Source organism: Achromobacter sp. 10T422, from assembly GCF_056394065.1.
On sequence record NZ_JBFTHD010000005.1, the window covers coordinates 225,000 to 241,154 of the forward strand.

Genomic DNA, 16,155 nt, shown 5'->3' on the forward strand with positions numbered 1-16,155 from the left:
AGCTTCTGCGTAGAAAGTGCTTTAGACGATCAAAGGGGCTTGAAGTCCATTAGCGAATGATGCCGGTATTCTTTCCCGCGACCGCGCCATGCGTCTGGCCCAACAACCACGTGTACCAATGCGTCTTGATGTGGGCTGCGGCGCTAGAGCTTTCAATCTGCCCTTGATTCAATCCGGCGATGCCACCGATCGTCGTGTGGGCAGCGCCTTCCAGGGTTCCACGAGTGGTCGCGTTGAAGACAATCCCATCGCGCGTGTTCACACCAGCGATTCCGCCGATACGGCTTTGATCGTGGCCCCATACCGTACCGGACGCGACGGCGGAATGGATCTTGCCGCTATTGGTACCCACCAATCCTCCCACTGACGAATGTTTGTAGGCGCTGACATTGCCGTTTGCGCTCACGCGTAGCAGCCGTCCGTCGTTGGTGCCGACCAGGCCACCCGCCGATGCGTTATGGCCGGTTTCAACAGAAGCGTGCGATTCGGAGTCTTTGATGATGCCGCTGTTGTAGCCCACCAGCCCCCCGATTTGCGCTCCCTTCTGGCTTTTGCGAGCGTCGACGCGTCCGGCGGAATGGCCTTCCTCGATCAGGCTATCGCTACCGATGTTCTCGCCTACCAGCCCGCCGACGTTATGGCCCTCCCAATCGGCGACTTTTCCGGCGGCTCTGACGTTATGCAGTTCACCGCCATCGATGTTGCTGCCCACCGCTCCGCCCGTGTTGCCAGCGCCGTAGGCTTCGACGGCGTTGCTGGCTATCGCGTGGTAAATCGCGCCACCGATGTTGACCCCTACCAGACCGCCGGTGTTGCCTAGCTTTCCGCCTTGGACGAGTCCTCCCGCCTGGGACGACTCAATTAAGCTGTAGGTGTGGTTGCCGACCAAGCCGCCCACATTAATGCCATCACTGCGGGTTGCCGTCTTACCGGTGGCGGACGAATGGTGGACAGCCCCACGGTTGTTGACCCCTACCAGCCCTCCCATGCCGCCTGTCGAGCCGCGATGCATGTCGCCGGATACGGTAGCGGTCGACGCGCTGTCCCGGATCGTCCCGCGGCCTGTAGCACTACCCTTGTTCTCGCCCACCAGACCGCCTGCGGCTCGGGTGTGACCGTTGCTTCGTACGTTGCCCGACACCGTGGCTCGTTGAATCACGGCGCCTTCGTTCGTGCCGACCAGGCCGCCGATGACACTTTCGCGATTCGCGGCACCCTCTACCAACGTGCTCCAGGATTTGACGTTGTAGATGTCTCCGGTATTCAAGCCCACCAGCGAGCCGATCGACATCGCTGCCAGACTATTGCGCGGCCCGCTGACCGTCACCGACTGCAGAACGACGTTACGGACCACGCCGGACGAGGCTGCGAATAGTCCGAGATTGGCGCCGCTTCCCTTTATCGAGAGGTTTTCAATCGTGTGACCCAGACCATCGAACGTCCCTGAAAACGTGCCGCTTTCGCCGCCGATGGCCTGGAAGTTGGCCTTGGCCCCCATGCTGTTACCCAACACATAATGGCCGTCCAGGCGCTTATTGATGGCCTGCAATTGCGACACGTTTTGGATCACGGTGTGCTCCCGGCCATTGGCGCTGAACGTAGTCCCTGCGCCAGACAACATCACGGTCGCGCCGTCCGCAATCTCATAGCCATTCAAAGCGTTGATCGTCATCCTGCTCTTGGCGCCTGTGATGCCCAGAGAACCATTGATGAACGCGCCAGCGCCTGCGCTCACGGACAAATGGACATTCGCACCTGAGCCGCGCACGCTGCCATTGATATTGGCGTTTTCACTGGCGCTCAGACTCAAGCCATTTGAGCTGCTCCACACAATCGGCGCATGGATCGTGAGCTCGCCGCCGGTGGCGGCCAGCGCAATCGCCGTGGTGGTGAGGTTCTGGGTGAGCGTGTTGTTGTGTATTGTCAGACTCTCAAGGGGCGCGCCCACCGTGTTGACGTTGACCGTCGCACTGCCAATGTTCCAAATTCCGTTTTTGCCCTTGTTCGCGCGGGTGTCCGTCTGCGTGGATTGTTTGATGCGCACATCATGCCCTTGCGTGGTAACGGTGCCGCCGTCTCCTTGGCCACCCAGCGCCGCAGCGCTCATCGTGCCAGCGACCCTGACCATACCTTGCGCGCCACCATCCAACACGATTCTGCCCGCCTTGCCGGACAGCGTGTTGGCTTCGATGATGCCCTCGCTGTTAATGACCGTTTTTAGCGTGGCGTTCGCGGCGTCGGCCTTGATCAGCACCTGGCCGCCGTTCGCTTGTAGCAGATTGCCGCTATTGACCATTGCGGCGATGGCGGCGCGGTCTATCTGCAAGTCCAGGAGTTGGTTGTCCTGGAACGTCAGCGTGAAGGCTTCGCCCGCGGCCAGAGCGATGGTGCCCAACTCCGCACGGATGACGCCTTCGTTACTGACGTTCGCTCCGAGCAATGCAACGCCGCCCCCGCCGCTAGCGGTAATGGCGCCATAGTTTTCGACCACCGATGCACTGTCGCCGGAAAAGACATAATGGCTGCCGATAAAATCGGCATCCTGAATAGGTTGCGTCGATGCGACGAGGCCGCCCACGTTGACTTCTGCCCCGTGCTTGAAAATCACGCCGCTCGGGTTGATCAGGAAGACCCGGCCATTGGCCTCGAGCTTGCCGTTGATCTCGGTGTGCAGGAAGCTGGTGACTTTATTCAATGCCGCGGACGTGCTGCTGGGCTGCTCGAACCTGACGGTATTCCCGGCGCTGATGTCAAACGAGGTCCAGTCCGCGATGATCTTCTCGCTGTTCTGCTGAATGACCATCTGTTCGGCGTCGGTAGTAATCGTGGCGTCGCCATGCGTGATGGTGCCGCCTGTCGGTAACGCTTGCGCGCAAAAGTGGGTGCTCAGGCCGAGCAGCGCAATGGCCGCTGCGGCGGCACGGGCGCCCGATTGGGTGGACTTGCCCCGACGGCGCGCGCACTCGCTGGCGGCGATCCAGGCGCGTCGCGATTCGCTCCACACTAATGCATAGGTCTTGTTCAAAGCTCTCTCCAGGGATGGATGGGTGCCCTTAACGCCTGCGGCATTGGCCCAGGACGATGCAACAAGGGCGGTGTCTACGCTTAGAAATACCGGGTGGCTTGCACCCAGAAGCGTGGCTCTTGATCCGTCGCGGTGCGTGGCATGCTTTGCTGCAAGGGCCAGGCGGCGCTGACGTTGATCAAATGTGTGGGCGCGGCATGGGCAATGCCGACGCCAAAGGCGGTCAGGAAATGGCGGTTGCGTTCGTCCGTCCAGCTGCGCTTATTGGCCTGCACCGAACCGGTGTCGATGAATGCCGATAGCTGCAAGCCCGGCAGGGGCAGATAACGCAGCTCGCCCGAGGCCTGCCAGCCTTGGTCGCCGCTGGCCGCGCCGGGCGCGAATGCGCGCACGCCGTACGGCCCGCCCAGGCTGAATTTTTCCGAACTGTTCAGGTTCTTGCTGGACCACTGCGCACGCAGGCGGCCATAGAACTGCACGGGACCCGCGACGTGCTGCAAGCGGCCCAGGCTGGCATTGACCACGCCGAACCCGCCTCCCGCGTGCTTGAAGCGCCGGTCTTCATCGCGCAGCGCCGTATCGCCAAAGCGCAAGTTGCCCCGGGAATAACTCAGATAGGCGGCGTTGCGCCCGCCGCCCAGGATGTGGTCGCGGGCGCTGGCGTTCAGCGCGGCCGTCCACAAGCCGACGCGATGCGCGCGCGTGTAGTCCACGGCGTCGTAGTCGTCTTGCAAGCGTTTGTGTTCGTATTGCAGCGTGGCCTGCACGGTGGCATCGCGGCTGCGCAACAGGGTTTGCCTGATGTAAACGTTTGCCGTGTCGGCGCGCCCATGCGCTTCCAGGTAGTTGAATTCCCGGCCCAATTCATAACGCATGGCCGACATGCCGGCGCCCACGCGCGTGGACCAGGGGCCTAGCGGCAGGGAGTAGTCGACGTGGTAGTAGCGTTGTTGGCGGTCGCTTGAGAGCAGGCGCACATCGAGCTGGTCGCCCAGCGTCAAGGGGCTGTTGATGTTGGCCGCTGCGCTTAGCCGGTATTCCCCGGTGTAGGCGCCGCCGTAGTTGTCGGCGTCAACGCTGCCGGAAATCCAGGGGCCCGATTCCGCATTGACGATCAGGTCGGTGGACCCCGGTACCGAGCCTGCGCGCAAGGTGCCTTTGGCGGTGACGCCGGGGATGTCGTTCAACGCGAGCAGCGCACGGTCGAGCTCGGCGCCATGTACCGCATCGCCGCTATGCAACGCATCAAGGGCGGGTTGCAGCACGTGGTTGCGGGTGCGTGAGGCATTGTTCAGAACGACCTGCCCATACACTCCTTCCAGCATGCTGATCCGCACGATGCCGTTCTGAATTTCCTGCGCGGGCAGGTAGGCGCGCGCCAGCGGATAACCGCCGCGCTGATAGTGGGCCGTGAGGCGCGCGGCGGCGCTGCGCAGGCCGTTAAGGTCTTGCTCGGAGCCGACCAGGTCGGCCAGCAACGCCTGCAATGCGGCGCTGTCGTAAACGCGGTTACCGTCCAGTTGGAAGCCCTGCACCCTGATGGTGGCAAGGGGGGCGGCGTTGTCGGCAGCAGGGCTTGCGGGTGCGCCGGGTTCACGCAGGTCGAGCGCCGGCGCGGGGGCGGCGGGCGGTGGGGCCGGGATGGTGGATTCCAGATCCCGGATAGAGCGGCCGGCGTCGGGTACCTGCGCCCAGGCGGGTTGGGCAAAGAGCAGCGCCAGGCAGGCGGCCCGGTGGGGCATGGTGCGGAAGTGTCGAAAGAGCGTGTGGGACGTCTTGGCGAGCGCCATGCAGCGGGCGCCGCCGTGTCGTAGGGTCATCAGGGTCATCCGTATGGGACGCTGGCGTCGCAGACGTGAACGCGGCGCGAATGGGCGTCAGAGACGTGGCGTGGACGCGAAAAATCAGGTCACGCGATGCAAGCGGCCAATATACGGAGCGGGCAGGAATCAAGCCCTATGAAGAGTACGAATTCCGCGGTTGACGATTCCGATTCGTGTCCGAGGTGTGCCCGGGGTTTGTCCGAGCAGGGGTCCCGAGCAGGGTCCGAGCAGGGTCTGAACTGTGCCCGAGAGGTGCCCGAGATGTGCCCGAGATGTGCCCGAGCAGGGGCCGAGCTGTTTCCTAGCGCTGTCGGGAACGTGTCCCACACCTGAATCGCGGCGTTCAGGGCGGCGGCCCGTCGGCTTCTTGCGCCATGCGCTCGCATGACTCGCCGAACTCGCGCATGGCGTCTTCCATGTTTTGAACGCAGCGGGTCAGCGTGAAGGGTGAGGCTTTGGGATCAAGGCAGGCGGCCCCGAGCGCGGTACAGTGCGCAACGAGTTGCGTGTCGCCCATCATTTGTGCAGCGCCTTTGATGCGGTGCGCCAGTTGGCGCAACGCCAGGCGGTCGCCGTTGTCATGCAGCCGGCGCAACTGCTGCTTGTCGACGTCGTTGGCTTTGACGAATGCGCTGGCCAGCGTGCGGATACGCGCGGGGTCGGCCGCGGTCAAGTCGCTGATCATGCGCACGCGTTGTTCATGGCGGCGTTCGCGGTCTTCGGGCCGAGGGGGCAGCACAAGCGCCGTCACGTCAGGTGAGGCCATGTTTTGGTCTTGGTCTAGGGCGAGTGCGGTGGGTCTGGAGGGGGAAGTCCCGGCTTCCAATGGGTCTTTTTCTTTCATGGGCCTGGCTAGCGTCCTGAGTGCCGGTACGCGGGATCAGACAATATGCGCCAAAAGAGAGGCGTCGTCTGTGGGATTGGTCTGAGGCGTATTAGGATTACGTCTGACTCATGCGCGGCAACGGTACGAAACTGGCACTTTCGTATTCTTCCTATTTGTTTATTAGGTGTACGGCAGCACTATATCGGTCTATCGCTCTAGTGGTTTGACACCGACGAAGCACCCATGAGTATCATCCGATAAATGAGAAACCTCGTTTTCGCCGATCGTCGACATTGCGCGAGAACGAGAATGTTGCCCGGGGAGTCCCAATGTGGAAGAGGGGAATGCAACAATGTCGTCCCGATATATTCGTGTCATCGTCGCAGACGACCATCCCGCCGTTGCGCTGGGCGTCAGTTATGAATTGGGTCTTGATCCCGCCATCGATGTCATCGGCTGCGCGGAAAATTCCACCGACCTGATTGCGCGGCTGGAAACTCAGCATTGCGACGTAGTGGTTTCCGATTACACCATGCCAGGCGGAAAGTACGGCGACGGCCTGGGCCTGATTGCGCTATTGCGCCGGCGCTATCCTGCCTTGCGCGTGGCGGTGTTGACCATGATCGACAACCCCACGCTGATCCGCGCCTTGCTGGCGTATGAAAATCTGTGCGTGCTCAGCAAGTCGGATTCGACGAGCCACATCATTAATGCGGTGCACGCCATGTACCAGGGCCGCACCTATTATTCGCCCACGATCAAGGACATGATCGTGAATCAGGCGTTTGCATTGGGGCGCGCGCGCCTGACCAAGCGCGAAGCCGAGATCGTGCGGCTGTTCTGCGCCGGCGCCACCGTGACCGAAATATCTCAGATGTCGCATCGCAGCGTGCAGACGGTCAGTTCGCAAAAGCGTAGCGCCATGCGCAAGCTGGGAATCGAACGCGACGCCGACTTGATCAAGTACGGCGCCGACGCGGCGCAAATCCAGGCAGGCGATGGCGGGCTGTCGATGATCCCGCGCATGGACGAGCGCGTCTGGAACCGCGTTTGACCGCCCGGATGGCTTAGAAGCCCACCGCCTGGCCGTCGCGGCGCGAGTCCGACGCCGCCACATAACCACCCTGCGGCAAACGGCAAATCAATTGCGCCGAGCCAAATTCCAGGCTGTCGGCAGGCGCCACGGCCACGTTGTGGCCGCGTGCGCGCAGCGCCTCGACCACATCCGCCGGCAGGTGCGATTCCACATTCACGACCGGGCCCTTTTCCACTCGGAAGCGCGGCGCGTCGCTCATCGCCTGCGGGTTCTGGCCAAACGCGGCCAGCCGCGTGACCATTTGCAGATGGCCTTGCGCCTGCATGGATCCGCCCATCACACCGAACGACATCAGCGGTTCACCGCCACGCGTGACGAATGCGGGGATGATCGTGTGCATGGGTTTCTTGCGCGGCGCGACCTGGTTTGCGTGGCCGGGTGTGAGCACGAAGTTCAGGCCACGGTTGTGCAGGCTGATGCCAGTGTCAGGCACCACAACGCCGGAGCCAAAGCCGTGATAGTTCGATTGAATGAACGACACCATGGTGCCGTTGGCATCGGCCGCGGTCAGGTAGACGGTGCCGCCCGTGGTGGGCGTGCCCGCGGTGGGGATGCTGGCGCGGTCCATGGAAATCAGGCGCGCGCGCTCGGCCAGATAGGCGCGGTCGAGCAGGGCGCGGGCATCGGTGCGCATGTGGCGCGGATCGGCGACGTGATGGTGCAGGTCGGCGAACGCCAGCTTCATGGCTTCGATGCTGACGTGGTAGTAGTCGGCGCTGTCGCGGCCCATGCCTTCCAGGTCGAACTGTTCCAACATGCCCAGCGCCATCAACGCGGAAATGCCCTGGCCGTTTGGCGGGATTTCATGCAGCTCGACATCGCGGAACGATTGCGAGATGGGCGCGACCCATTCCGGGCGGTGCTCGGCCAGGTCCGTGGCGCTGAGCGCGCCGCCCGTCTGGCGGGCGAAGTCGGTGATCTTGCGGGCGAGTTCGCCGCGGTAGAAGCTTTCGCCGCCGGTTTCGGCGATGTCGCGCAGCGTCTTGGCCTGCGCCGGAAAGCGCCACCATTCGCCGGCTTGCGGGGCGCGGCCCTGCGGCAGGAACGCGTCGGCAAAGCCGGGTTCGTGAGCCAGCTTGGGCGCTTGCGTGGCCCATTGGCGCGCAATGGTGGGCGATACCGCGAAGCCTTCTTCGGCGTAGGCGATGGCGGGTTCGAACAGCTTGGCGAAGGGCAGCTTGCCAAAGCGTTCCGACAAGGCCTTCCAGCCTGCCACTTGGCCCGGCACGGTGACGGTGCCCCAGCCGGTGCCGGGCATGGCGTCGCGGCCGTTGAAGAATTCGGGTGTCCACGCGGCCGGCGCGCAGCCGCTGGAGTTCAAGCCATGCAGGCGGCCGTCATGCCAGACAAGCGCGAACATGTCGCCGCCGATCCCGTTCATGACGGGCTCGACAACGGTCAGAGCAATCGCGGTGGCAATGGCGCTATCAACGGCATTGCCACCGGCCAGCAGCATGCGTAGCCCCGCCTGCGCCGCCAGCGGCTGGCTGGTCGCGACCGCGTTGGCGGCCAGGACCGGCATTTTTCGGGAAGCGTACGGAAAAGACCAATCGAAGGAGGAGGACATGGATGCTGGAAACTCGTGAATAGGATTACTGCGGCGTGATGCCGGCTTGATCGATCAACTGCTTGGTGCGCGGAATTTCGGCCTTGATGAAGGCGGCGAATTCTTCGCGGCTGCCGCCACGGGGCTCGGCGCCTGCTTCGGCGAGCTTACCGCGCAATGCCGGGTCGGCCAGCACCTTGTTCACGGCACGGTTGAGCTTGTCGAGGATCGGGGCCGGCGTGCCTTCAGGCGCGACCAGACCGTACCAAGGGGCGATGTCGTAGCCGGCGTAGCCTTGTTCGGCGATGGTGGGGATGTCCGGCGCCAGCGCCGAGCGCTGCGAGTTGGACATGCCCAGCGCCAGCAACGAACCGCTCTTGACCTGCGGCAGGCCGGTCATGATGGTGTCGAAGTACATGGACACCTGGCCCGACAGCAACGCCGGAATGGCTTCGCCCGCGCCCTTGTACGGCACGTGCAGGATGTCGATGCCGGCAATGGACTTCAGCATTTCACCCGCCATGTGCGAGGTGGTGCCGGTGCCGAACGAGGCATAGGTCAGCTTGCCCGGATTGGCGCGCGCATAGGCGACCATTTCGGGCAGCGTCTTGAACGGCTGCTGCGGGTTGGCCAGCAGGATGTTGGGCGTGTAGGCCACCATCGACACCAGCGCGAAGGCGTCGGGGTCATAGGCCAGGCGTTTTTGCAGGAAGCGGTTCGTGACCACGGCGGCCGGGCCGCCCATCAACAGCGTGTAGCCGTCGGGCGCCGAACGCGCCACCGAGGCGCTGCCAATGGCGGCCGCCGCGCCCGGACGGGCTTCGACGACGAAAGGCTGGCCCAGTTCAGTCGCCAGCGCGGCGCCCAGCTGGCGCGAGATCAGATCGGTGGCGGAGCCGGCCTGGAAGGGCACGACGATACGCACGGGATGCTGCGGCCAATCGGTGGCCGGGGCGCCAGCTTGCGCACCGGCCTGGGCCGCGAAGGCCACGGCGGCTAGGCCCGCCAGCGTCCGGATAAGACGAAATTTCATGGGTTCCCCTGTTATGAGGGCGCATGACAACGCCCTTCGGAGGGAATTAGACGGGACCGCGCGCCCTGGAACCATTGGTATTTGCATCCATGGATAACTGTATCCAGTTTGTGTTATTTTTGCGTTTATCTATCATTGCGGCTTTCCAAGCCCGGGAACGACGATGCTGCAATTTCAAAAGACAGCGATCAGCGCCGAAGACGAGGCGTACCTGCATCTGCAACGCGAAATCCGGCTGGGCAACTATGCCCCGGGCCAGCGCCTGGTGCCGGATGTTGTCGCCACCGAGATCGGTACCAGCCGCATGCCCGTGCGCGCGGCGTTGCGCCGATTGGCATCGGAAGGGCTGGTGGAAATTCGCGCGAACCGCAGTGCGGTCGTGCGCGGCTTGAATCAGCAGGAGATGCTGGAAGTGTTCGAGATGCGCTCGGTGCTGGAAGGGCTGGCCATGCGCAACGCCGTCCTGCACATGAACGCCGAGCACATCCGCCGCCTGTCGAACATGCTTGAGCAACTGGACCAGGGCTCGGGCGAGGATCTCGACTGGACCACCGCGCACCGCGAGTTTCACGAATACCTGTGCAGCTTCTGTCAGCAGCCGCGCTTGCTGGGCCAGCTCTCGGAACTGCATTCCGTGGTGGAACCCTATATGCGCTTGTGGGCCGCCCAACCGGGCCGCGTGCTGCGCGTGCGCGAATCGCACCAGGAACTGATCGACGCGTTAAAGACCCGCGACCCCGCGCGCTGCGAGGCCGCCATGCGCCAGCATGTGCTCAATACCGTGCCCGCCTTGCAAGCATTTCTGGAACAGGCGGGCTGATTTCGCCGACGTCGGCTTTGACGTGGGCCGACTTCGATTCAGGCCGACTTCAATTCAGGCCGAGCCGCCCACCGCTTGCTTCCCCTTCGCCGCGACGGGTTTCTTTCTGCCGAACTTGATTTCGCTGGCCAGTACGCCGGCCACAATCAGCGCCGCGCCCGCCAGGGCAAGCGCCGGCAAACGGTCACCCGCCAAGCGCCCTACGATGCCGCCCCATACCGGTTCGCCCGCATAAATGACGGTGGCGCGCGTCGGAGACACCGACTTCTGCGCCCAGTTCATGGTCAGCTGGATGATGGCGCTGGCCAGGCCCAGCCCAATCGCGGCGCCCGCCCACAGCCAGGAAAACGCCGGGATCGATTCGCCCATCACCGGCATCAGCGCAAACGACACCAGCCCGGCAGTCAGCAACTGCACGAAGGTCACGCGGCGGCTGTCGACACGCTTGGCGAACAGACCGATCAAAATGATTTCCGCGGCAATGGCGACGGCGCCGGCCAGCGTGGCGACTTCACCGGGGCTGAAACTCAGCGAACCCGCCTCGGGGCCCGCCAACAGGATCAGTCCGGAGAAGGCCAGCGCCACGCCGATCCAGCTCATCAGCCCAGGGGGACGCTTCAGCACCGCCCATTGCAGCAGCGGCACGATCGGCACATACAGCGCGGTGATGAAGGCGGACTGGCTGCTGGTGATGGTGCGCAGGCCTTCGGTCTGCAGAAAGTAGCCCAGGAACAGCGCGCAGCCGATGGCGATGCCCGCACCGACTTCCAGACGGGTGATCCCCGCCATGTGTTTTCTGAACAGCAACAGCGCCATCAAACCCGCAATGGTGAAGCGCAACCCCACGAAGAACAGCGGTCCGCTGTGCTGCATGGCGATATGAATGATGAGGAACGTGCTTCCCCACAGCATGGTGACCAGCACCAGGGCAATTTCCTGGCGGGAAAGGGCGAACATCGACGTCTTGGGGTTCACGATTGAATTCAGCAGCTGCGCAGTTGTGGATCTGGACCGTGGCGCCGGGCGAACAATAGGTGGCCGCACCGATCCTGATGGGTGGCACGAAATGGCCTACGGCATCGGCGGCATATTACGCCTGGAATGGTCGAGCGTCGCTCAAACGGGTGGGGCACGGATGACTTCGCGATCTACAGCAGTGCCCAGCCGTATGCCTGCTTCAATGACGGCGAGACGCGCCTGCGCTTCGCGCGCAACGTGCTGTGCTTCGCGCGCAACGTGCTGCGCTGAAGGGCCGGCGCGGCGGCGGGCGTGAGTGCCTGGCCCGGCGGCCTGCGAGATCCCTCGGCGCACGGGCCTGCGAGATCGCCTGGCGCTCCGGCTTGCGAGATTGCCCGGAGATCGGACAGTTTTTAATTTCTGGCGGGCGCAAGCTTTATAGCCAGGAGTAATATGACGCGTCCGGACGGCCGATGGCCGCTGGCAAGAACACGCCGATCCACGCCTCGCCCTTCCCACCCGTGTCGATAGCGGAGCCTCTCCGCGCCTTCCCTGCGGTGTCTGTAAGCCTTGGCGCGCAAGCGGCAATAAGAAGACATCGAGGAGAAGGACTTGGACAAGCAAGAGTCGGGCGGCTGGTATTTCGGCTGGAACATCGTCGGCGCCGCCGCGGTACTCACCCTGTTGACGGTTGGCCTGCGTATGGGCATCGGGCCGTTTTTCCTGCCCATGGCGGACGGGCTGGGATTTTCGCGCAGCCTGCTGTCGGGCATCGTCGCGGTGGGCATGCTGTGCTACGGCCTGGCCATGCCGCTGGCGGGGTACCTGGTCAGCACGCGCGGCACGCGCTTCGTGCTGCTGACCGGCACCGCCATCGTCGTGGCGTCTTCGCTGTGGACAGTATTCGCGCGCGGCCCCATTGAATTCTTGCTGTCGTTCGGCGTGGCGCTATCCGTCGGCCTGGCTTTCACCAGCCCCGTTGCGCTGACCCCGGTGATCAGCCGCTGGTTCACGCGCCAGCGCGGCATGGCGCTGTTCTTTTTGTCCACGGGTTCGATGGCGGGCATCGCGCTGATGACGCCGACCTTGACGTTCGCCATCGCCGCAGTGGGCTGGAAGGAAACGCTGCTGGCCTTCTCGGTGTTGTTCGCCTTGCTGACGGTGCCCGTCGCGCTCTTCGTGATGCGCGACACCGCACCCGAGCACACCGACCTGCTGCCGCACCAGATCATCGAAGGCAAGTCCGCCGCCAAGCCCGCAGCAAAGGGGCCCGCGCCCAACGTGCGCAATGCCTTGCGCACGCGGCCTTTCTGGCAGGTGGCGCTGGGTCTGTTCGCCTGTGGCTACAGCATGAACCTGCTGGGCACGCACGGCATGCCGATGCTGATGGACCACGGCTTTGACGCCACGACGAGTTCGCTGGGTATCGGCTTGATTGGCTTGGTCGCCATCTTCAGCACGCTGGTGCTGGGGCGCATGTCGGACCAGGTCGAACGGCGCAACATCCTGGCCGCCATCTATCTGGTGCGTGGCCTGGGATTCTTCGCGCTGGTCATGGTGGGCGCGCATTGGGAGCTCTACGCCGCGGCCACCATCGGCGGCATCGTGTGGGCGGGCAGCATCGCCTTGTCCTCGGCGATTCTGGCGGACGTTTACGGTATCCGGCTGGTCGGCGTGCTGTACGGGCTGACGTATCTGGGCCACCAGGTCGGCGGCATGATCAGTTCGTGGCTGGGCGGCTGGGCCTTCGACACGTTCCACACGCATTGGGTCGCCTTCGGATCGGCGGGCGTGTTGCTGCTGCTGGCTGCCGCGATTTCGCTGCGGCTGCCGGGCCGCGGATTGGTGCGGGCGCCGGCAGCCGTCAGTCGTTAACGCGTTGCGGGCGCCTTAGCGGTCTTTCAGCAACGACACCAGCTCAGGCACATAGCGGTCACCGCCGCCTTGCGTCACGGCCTGGTCGAACGTGTGCTGCACGGCCGCGCCGATTTCGCGCACGGCGCCGGCTTCGGCCGCCATGGTGTTGTAGTAGGACAGGTCCTTCTGCGCGTTCGACATGAAAAAGCGCAACGACGACGGGTCCTGTTCCAGCAGATAGGGCTTGATGCGTTCCAGCGCTACGCCGCCACCGCCGCCCTTGCTGAGCACATCGGCGAACACCGCCGGATCAATGTCGGAACGCAGTGCGCACGCCGCCGCTTCGGACAGCAGGGCGACAACACCCAGCGACACGTAGTTGTGCAGCAGCTTCATGCGGTGCCCGGCGCCCACGGGGCCGGCATGCGTGATGTTCTCGGCGAAGCAGGCCAGGATCGGCTTGCACTCTTCGAACAAGGCGGCGTCACCGCCCACCAGCAGATTCAACCGGCCTTCGGCGGCTTCCTTGGGCGTGCGCGTCATCGGCGCGTCCAGGAAGCGGCCGCCGGATTCCGTCACGGCCTGCGCCACCTTCACGGTCGACGACGGGATCGCGGTCGAGCAATCGATGATGACGGTGCCTGCGCGCAAGCCTTCCAGCACGCCGCCTTCGGACAGCAGCACGGCCTCGACTTGCGGGCTGCCCGTCACACACAGAATGATCACATCCGCTTGCGCGGCCAACGCGGCGCCTGTGGTCACGCTGGCTGCGCCCGCGGCCTTCAAGGCATCCAGGGGCTGATTGCCCGGGTGCTCCAGCACGGTCAGGCTATGACCATGCTTTACCAAATTGCTTGCAATGCCGTGGCCCATGAGGCCGATTCCAACCATGCCGACTTTCGCCATCTTCCACTGCTCCTGCCATGTGTAGGTGTTTGTTGTGCCGTAAATCTTACTCTCAGAAGTCGGACGATACGAAGGCCTCAGGGGGGCGGGCCCCCGCGCCGGGCAAATGGCCGCTTCGTTCGCTGTGCGGTCACCTCTTGCAGCCGGGGATGCCCAATGGTTTGCGCTTTGGGGTACTTTCGATAATCCACTATCGGACTTTTCTAATTTCCAGGCCATGACAGATTCCATCCCCGAGGGCTTTGAACGCTGGACCCCCAGCAGCCCCTTCATGACGCACCTGGCGGACTTGGGCGCCTTTTACCGGCGCGATGCAGACGGCGTCATGGCGCTGCGCGTCGGCGAGCCGCATACGAACATGCACGGCATGGCGCATGGCGGCCTGCTGGCCACGCTAGCCGACAGCGCGCTGGGCTACACCATCGCGCAACAGGCGCACGTGTCGATCGTGACGGTGCAGATGTCGGTGGAATACCTGAACGCCGTGCAGCCCGGCGACTGGCTCGAAGCGCATGTGCAGGTGGACAAGCAGGGCAAGCGGCTGATCTACGCCACCTGCCTGCTCAAGGCAACTGGCCGGGTGATGTTGAAAGCCAACGCGGTGTTCGCCGTCCGCCACGCGGCCGTGCCGGCGTCCGACGGCTGAGCCGCTGGGCGGCTGTCATCGGCCGCTGCTGGCGAAGGGCAACTCAGCCATCGCTGGCTCCCTTACAGATAGGGCGTCGCCAGCCAGATAATCTTGTTGCGCAGCCGTTTGGCAAACGGCGTCTGCGTCAGCGTTTCCAGCGTCTCGCGCTTGGCGTGCGCGATGCGCCCGTCGATCTGGTCGCCAATCCAGCAGGCGACCGTTGGGTCGTAGATCTCGATGTCCAACTCGAAGTTCAGCCGCAAGCTGCGCGGGTCCAGGTTCGACGAACCGGCGTAGGCCCACGCGTCGTCCACCGTCATCAACTTGGAGTGATCAAACGCGCCCAACGCGCGCCACACGCGGCAGCCCGTGCGCACGACCTGGTCCAGCTGCGCCGACATGGCGTAGTCCACCAGCCGTAAGTTGTTCTTGTCCGGAATGACAATATCGACCACGATGCCGCGCCGCGCTGCGGTGGCCAGCGCCCCAATCAGCGTCTGGTCGGGCAGGAAGTAGGGCGACTGAATGCGGACATGGCGCTGCGCCACCGCCAGCGCACCCAGCAGCATATTGTGCGAACTGCCCAGCGCACGGTCCGGCCCGGACGGCACGCAGCGCACCGGCACGTTGCCCGTAGGCGGCAAGGCGTGCGGATCAAACCAGGGCTTGGCGGGCAACGATTCGTGCGTGGTGAAGTTCCAGTCATGCGCAAACACCGACATCAGCTGCGTCACGATCGGCCCTTCCACCCGAAAGTGCGTGTCGCGATTGGTGGCATCCCCCGACAGCGCGCTGACAAAGGCCGCCCGCACGTTCATGCCGCCGGTGAAACCCACGCGCCCATCAATCACCAGCACCTTGCGGTGGCTGCGCAGATTGGCATACGGCATGCGCAGCACGCCCAGCGGATTCGTCATGAAGCGCGCCACGGGCACACCGCCGCGCGCGAGCATGCGCACGATGGGCGGGCGCGAATACTTGGAACCAATGGCGTCAATCAACACCCGCACCTGTACGCCGCGCGCGTGCGCTTCGATCAGCGCCTCTGCCAGTTCACGGCCGATGGCATCGTTGTCGAAGATGTAGCTTTGCATCGCGATGGCATGACGCGCATCGCGAATGGCCTTCAGCATGGCCGGATAGGTTTCATCCCCCCCCGCCAGCGGCTGCACGGCATTGCCGCCCAGCAAACGGAACCGGCTGACCCGGTCGCCCAGCACCTTCAGCGACGCGAACTGCGGCCCCGAGATCGGCGCAACATCCACGGGCCGCGTTTCAACTTGCTCGGCATCCACCACCATGGCTTCATCGCGCAGCTGCGATACGCGTGTCTTGCGGATACGGTTGATCCCCGCCACAAAATAAAACAGCGCGCCAAACAGCGGCGAGAACAACGCGACCCCCACCCAGCCGATGGCGGCGCGCACATCCTGCTTGGTCATCGCGGCATGCACCGCCGCGCCCGACCCCGCCACGATGCTGATGGCGAACACGATATGAGGCCAGTAATCGATCAAAAATGCGTGTAGGCGATCCATAGCGATGGCAAAAAAGCCGGCCTCCAAAGGTGAGCCAAGCGGAAGGATAGCAAGCTGGCGAAGTCAGGCAAGCAAAATTAGGGGCAGGGCTTTTGACAGG

General features: G+C 63.9%; 13 protein-coding genes. 5 read left to right on the forward strand and 8 right to left on the reverse strand.

The genetic code is table 11. The features are described 5' to 3' along the window. Positions 1-49 precede the first annotated feature (49 nt). The 3 genes from AC1DB0_RS14590 to AC1DB0_RS14600 all read right to left on the reverse strand — a co-directional run bounded on the left by AC1DB0_RS14590 (position 50) and on the right by AC1DB0_RS14600 (position 5,614). Positions 50-3,025: a two-partner secretion domain-containing protein gene (locus AC1DB0_RS14590; RefSeq protein ID WP_476757200.1), complete on the reverse strand. Its 2,976-nt coding sequence runs from the start codon at positions 3,023-3,025 to the stop codon at positions 50-52. Positions 3,026-3,105: 80 nt separating this feature from the next. Continuing rightward, positions 3,106-4,845 carry a ShlB/FhaC/HecB family hemolysin secretion/activation protein gene (locus AC1DB0_RS14595; protein WP_476757201.1) on the reverse strand — a complete coding sequence of 580 codons (1,740 nt, stop codon included), beginning with the start codon at positions 4,843-4,845 and terminating at the stop codon, positions 3,106-3,108. A gap of 346 nt (positions 4,846-5,191) precedes the next feature. Next, positions 5,192-5,614: an Hpt domain-containing protein gene (locus AC1DB0_RS14600; RefSeq protein ID WP_427945820.1), complete on the reverse strand. Its 423-nt coding sequence runs from the start codon at positions 5,612-5,614 to the stop codon at positions 5,192-5,194. 412 nt (positions 5,615-6,026) lie between these two features. On the opposite strand from AC1DB0_RS14600, the gene AC1DB0_RS14605 reads away from it, so the two are divergent. After that, a complete protein-coding gene (locus AC1DB0_RS14605) occupies positions 6,027-6,728 on the forward strand; it encodes a response regulator (RefSeq protein WP_054427796.1) in 702 nt (233 codons plus the stop codon). A gap of 13 nt (positions 6,729-6,741) precedes the next feature. On the opposite strand, the gene ggt is transcribed toward AC1DB0_RS14605, so the two are convergent. Together ggt and AC1DB0_RS14615 are read right to left on the reverse strand one after the other, a co-directional pair. Continuing rightward, positions 6,742-8,337: a gamma-glutamyltransferase gene (ggt, locus tag AC1DB0_RS14610; RefSeq protein WP_476757202.1), complete on the reverse strand. Its 1,596-nt coding sequence runs from the start codon at positions 8,335-8,337 to the stop codon at positions 6,742-6,744. 25 nt (positions 8,338-8,362) lie between these two features. Next, positions 8,363-9,349 carry a Bug family tripartite tricarboxylate transporter substrate binding protein gene (locus tag AC1DB0_RS14615; protein ID WP_054427794.1) on the reverse strand — a complete coding sequence of 329 codons (987 nt, stop codon included), beginning with the start codon at positions 9,347-9,349 and terminating at the stop codon, positions 8,363-8,365. Positions 9,350-9,512: 163 nt separating this feature from the next. Between AC1DB0_RS14615 and AC1DB0_RS14620 the strand changes: the two genes are divergently transcribed. Continuing rightward, positions 9,513-10,169 carry a GntR family transcriptional regulator gene (locus AC1DB0_RS14620; protein WP_054427793.1) on the forward strand — a complete coding sequence of 219 codons (657 nt, stop codon included), beginning with the start codon at positions 9,513-9,515 and terminating at the stop codon, positions 10,167-10,169. Positions 10,170-10,223: 54 nt separating this feature from the next. Here AC1DB0_RS14620 and AC1DB0_RS14625 read toward each other — a convergent pair whose 3' ends face one another. After that, positions 10,224-11,126 carry a DMT family transporter gene (locus AC1DB0_RS14625; RefSeq protein WP_175171270.1) on the reverse strand — a complete coding sequence of 301 codons (903 nt, stop codon included), beginning with the start codon at positions 11,124-11,126 and terminating at the stop codon, positions 10,224-10,226. A gap of 144 nt (positions 11,127-11,270) precedes the next feature. Here AC1DB0_RS14625 and AC1DB0_RS14630 point away from each other — a divergent pair, with 144 nt between their 5' ends. Beyond that, complete coding sequence (locus tag AC1DB0_RS14630; protein ID WP_476757203.1) at positions 11,271-11,417, forward strand: hypothetical protein; 147 nt, start codon at positions 11,271-11,273, stop codon at positions 11,415-11,417. A 321-nt stretch (positions 11,418-11,738) separates the two neighbouring features. Then, on the forward strand, positions 11,739-13,001 hold the full coding sequence (locus tag AC1DB0_RS14635) for an MFS transporter (protein ID WP_476757204.1): 1,263 nt from the start codon (positions 11,739-11,741) through the stop codon (positions 12,999-13,001). Between the two features lie 15 nt (positions 13,002-13,016). On the opposite strand, the gene AC1DB0_RS14640 is transcribed toward AC1DB0_RS14635, so the two are convergent. Beyond that, the gene (locus AC1DB0_RS14640; protein WP_175171208.1) at positions 13,017-13,889 is read right to left on the reverse strand and encodes an NAD(P)-dependent oxidoreductase; all 873 of its coding nucleotides are present in this window, start codon (positions 13,887-13,889) and stop codon (positions 13,017-13,019) included. 217 nt (positions 13,890-14,106) lie between these two features. Between AC1DB0_RS14640 and AC1DB0_RS14645 the strand changes: the two genes are divergently transcribed. After that, complete coding sequence (locus AC1DB0_RS14645) at positions 14,107-14,535, forward strand: PaaI family thioesterase (protein ID WP_476757205.1); 429 nt, start codon at positions 14,107-14,109, stop codon at positions 14,533-14,535. Between the two features lie 62 nt (positions 14,536-14,597). On the opposite strand, the gene cls is transcribed toward AC1DB0_RS14645, so the two are convergent. Then, positions 14,598-16,055, reverse strand: coding sequence for a cardiolipin synthase (gene cls / locus AC1DB0_RS14650; protein WP_175171210.1), 1,458 nt, complete (start codon positions 16,053-16,055; stop codon positions 14,598-14,600). Positions 16,056-16,155: the final 100 nt, after the last annotated feature.

Coding starts and splice junctions, on each gene's coding strand:
- ggt (WP_476757202.1), bottom strand. CDS start 8,337: ATGTCCTCCTCCTTCGATTGGTCTTTTCCGTACGCTTCCCGAAAAATG.
- AC1DB0_RS14640 (WP_175171208.1), bottom strand. CDS start 13,889: ATGGCGAAAGTCGGCATGGTTGGAATCGGCCTCATGGGCCACGGCATT.
- AC1DB0_RS14600 (WP_427945820.1), bottom strand. CDS start 5,614: ATGGCCTCACCTGACGTGACGGCGCTTGTGCTGCCCCCTCGGCCCGAA.
- AC1DB0_RS14645 (WP_476757205.1), top strand. CDS start 14,107: ATGACAGATTCCATCCCCGAGGGCTTTGAACGCTGGACCCCCAGCAGC.
- AC1DB0_RS14630 (WP_476757203.1), top strand. CDS start 11,271: ATGGTCGAGCGTCGCTCAAACGGGTGGGGCACGGATGACTTCGCGATC.
- AC1DB0_RS14625 (WP_175171270.1), bottom strand. CDS start 11,126: ATGTTCGCCCTTTCCCGCCAGGAAATTGCCCTGGTGCTGGTCACCATG.
- cls (WP_175171210.1), bottom strand. CDS start 16,055: ATGGATCGCCTACACGCATTTTTGATCGATTACTGGCCTCATATCGTG.
- AC1DB0_RS14615 (WP_054427794.1), bottom strand. CDS start 9,349: ATGAAATTTCGTCTTATCCGGACGCTGGCGGGCCTAGCCGCCGTGGCC.
- AC1DB0_RS14620 (WP_054427793.1), top strand. CDS start 9,513: ATGCTGCAATTTCAAAAGACAGCGATCAGCGCCGAAGACGAGGCGTAC.
- AC1DB0_RS14605 (WP_054427796.1), top strand. CDS start 6,027: ATGTCGTCCCGATATATTCGTGTCATCGTCGCAGACGACCATCCCGCC.
- AC1DB0_RS14595 (WP_476757201.1), bottom strand. CDS start 4,845: ATGACCCTACGACACGGCGGCGCCCGCTGCATGGCGCTCGCCAAGACG.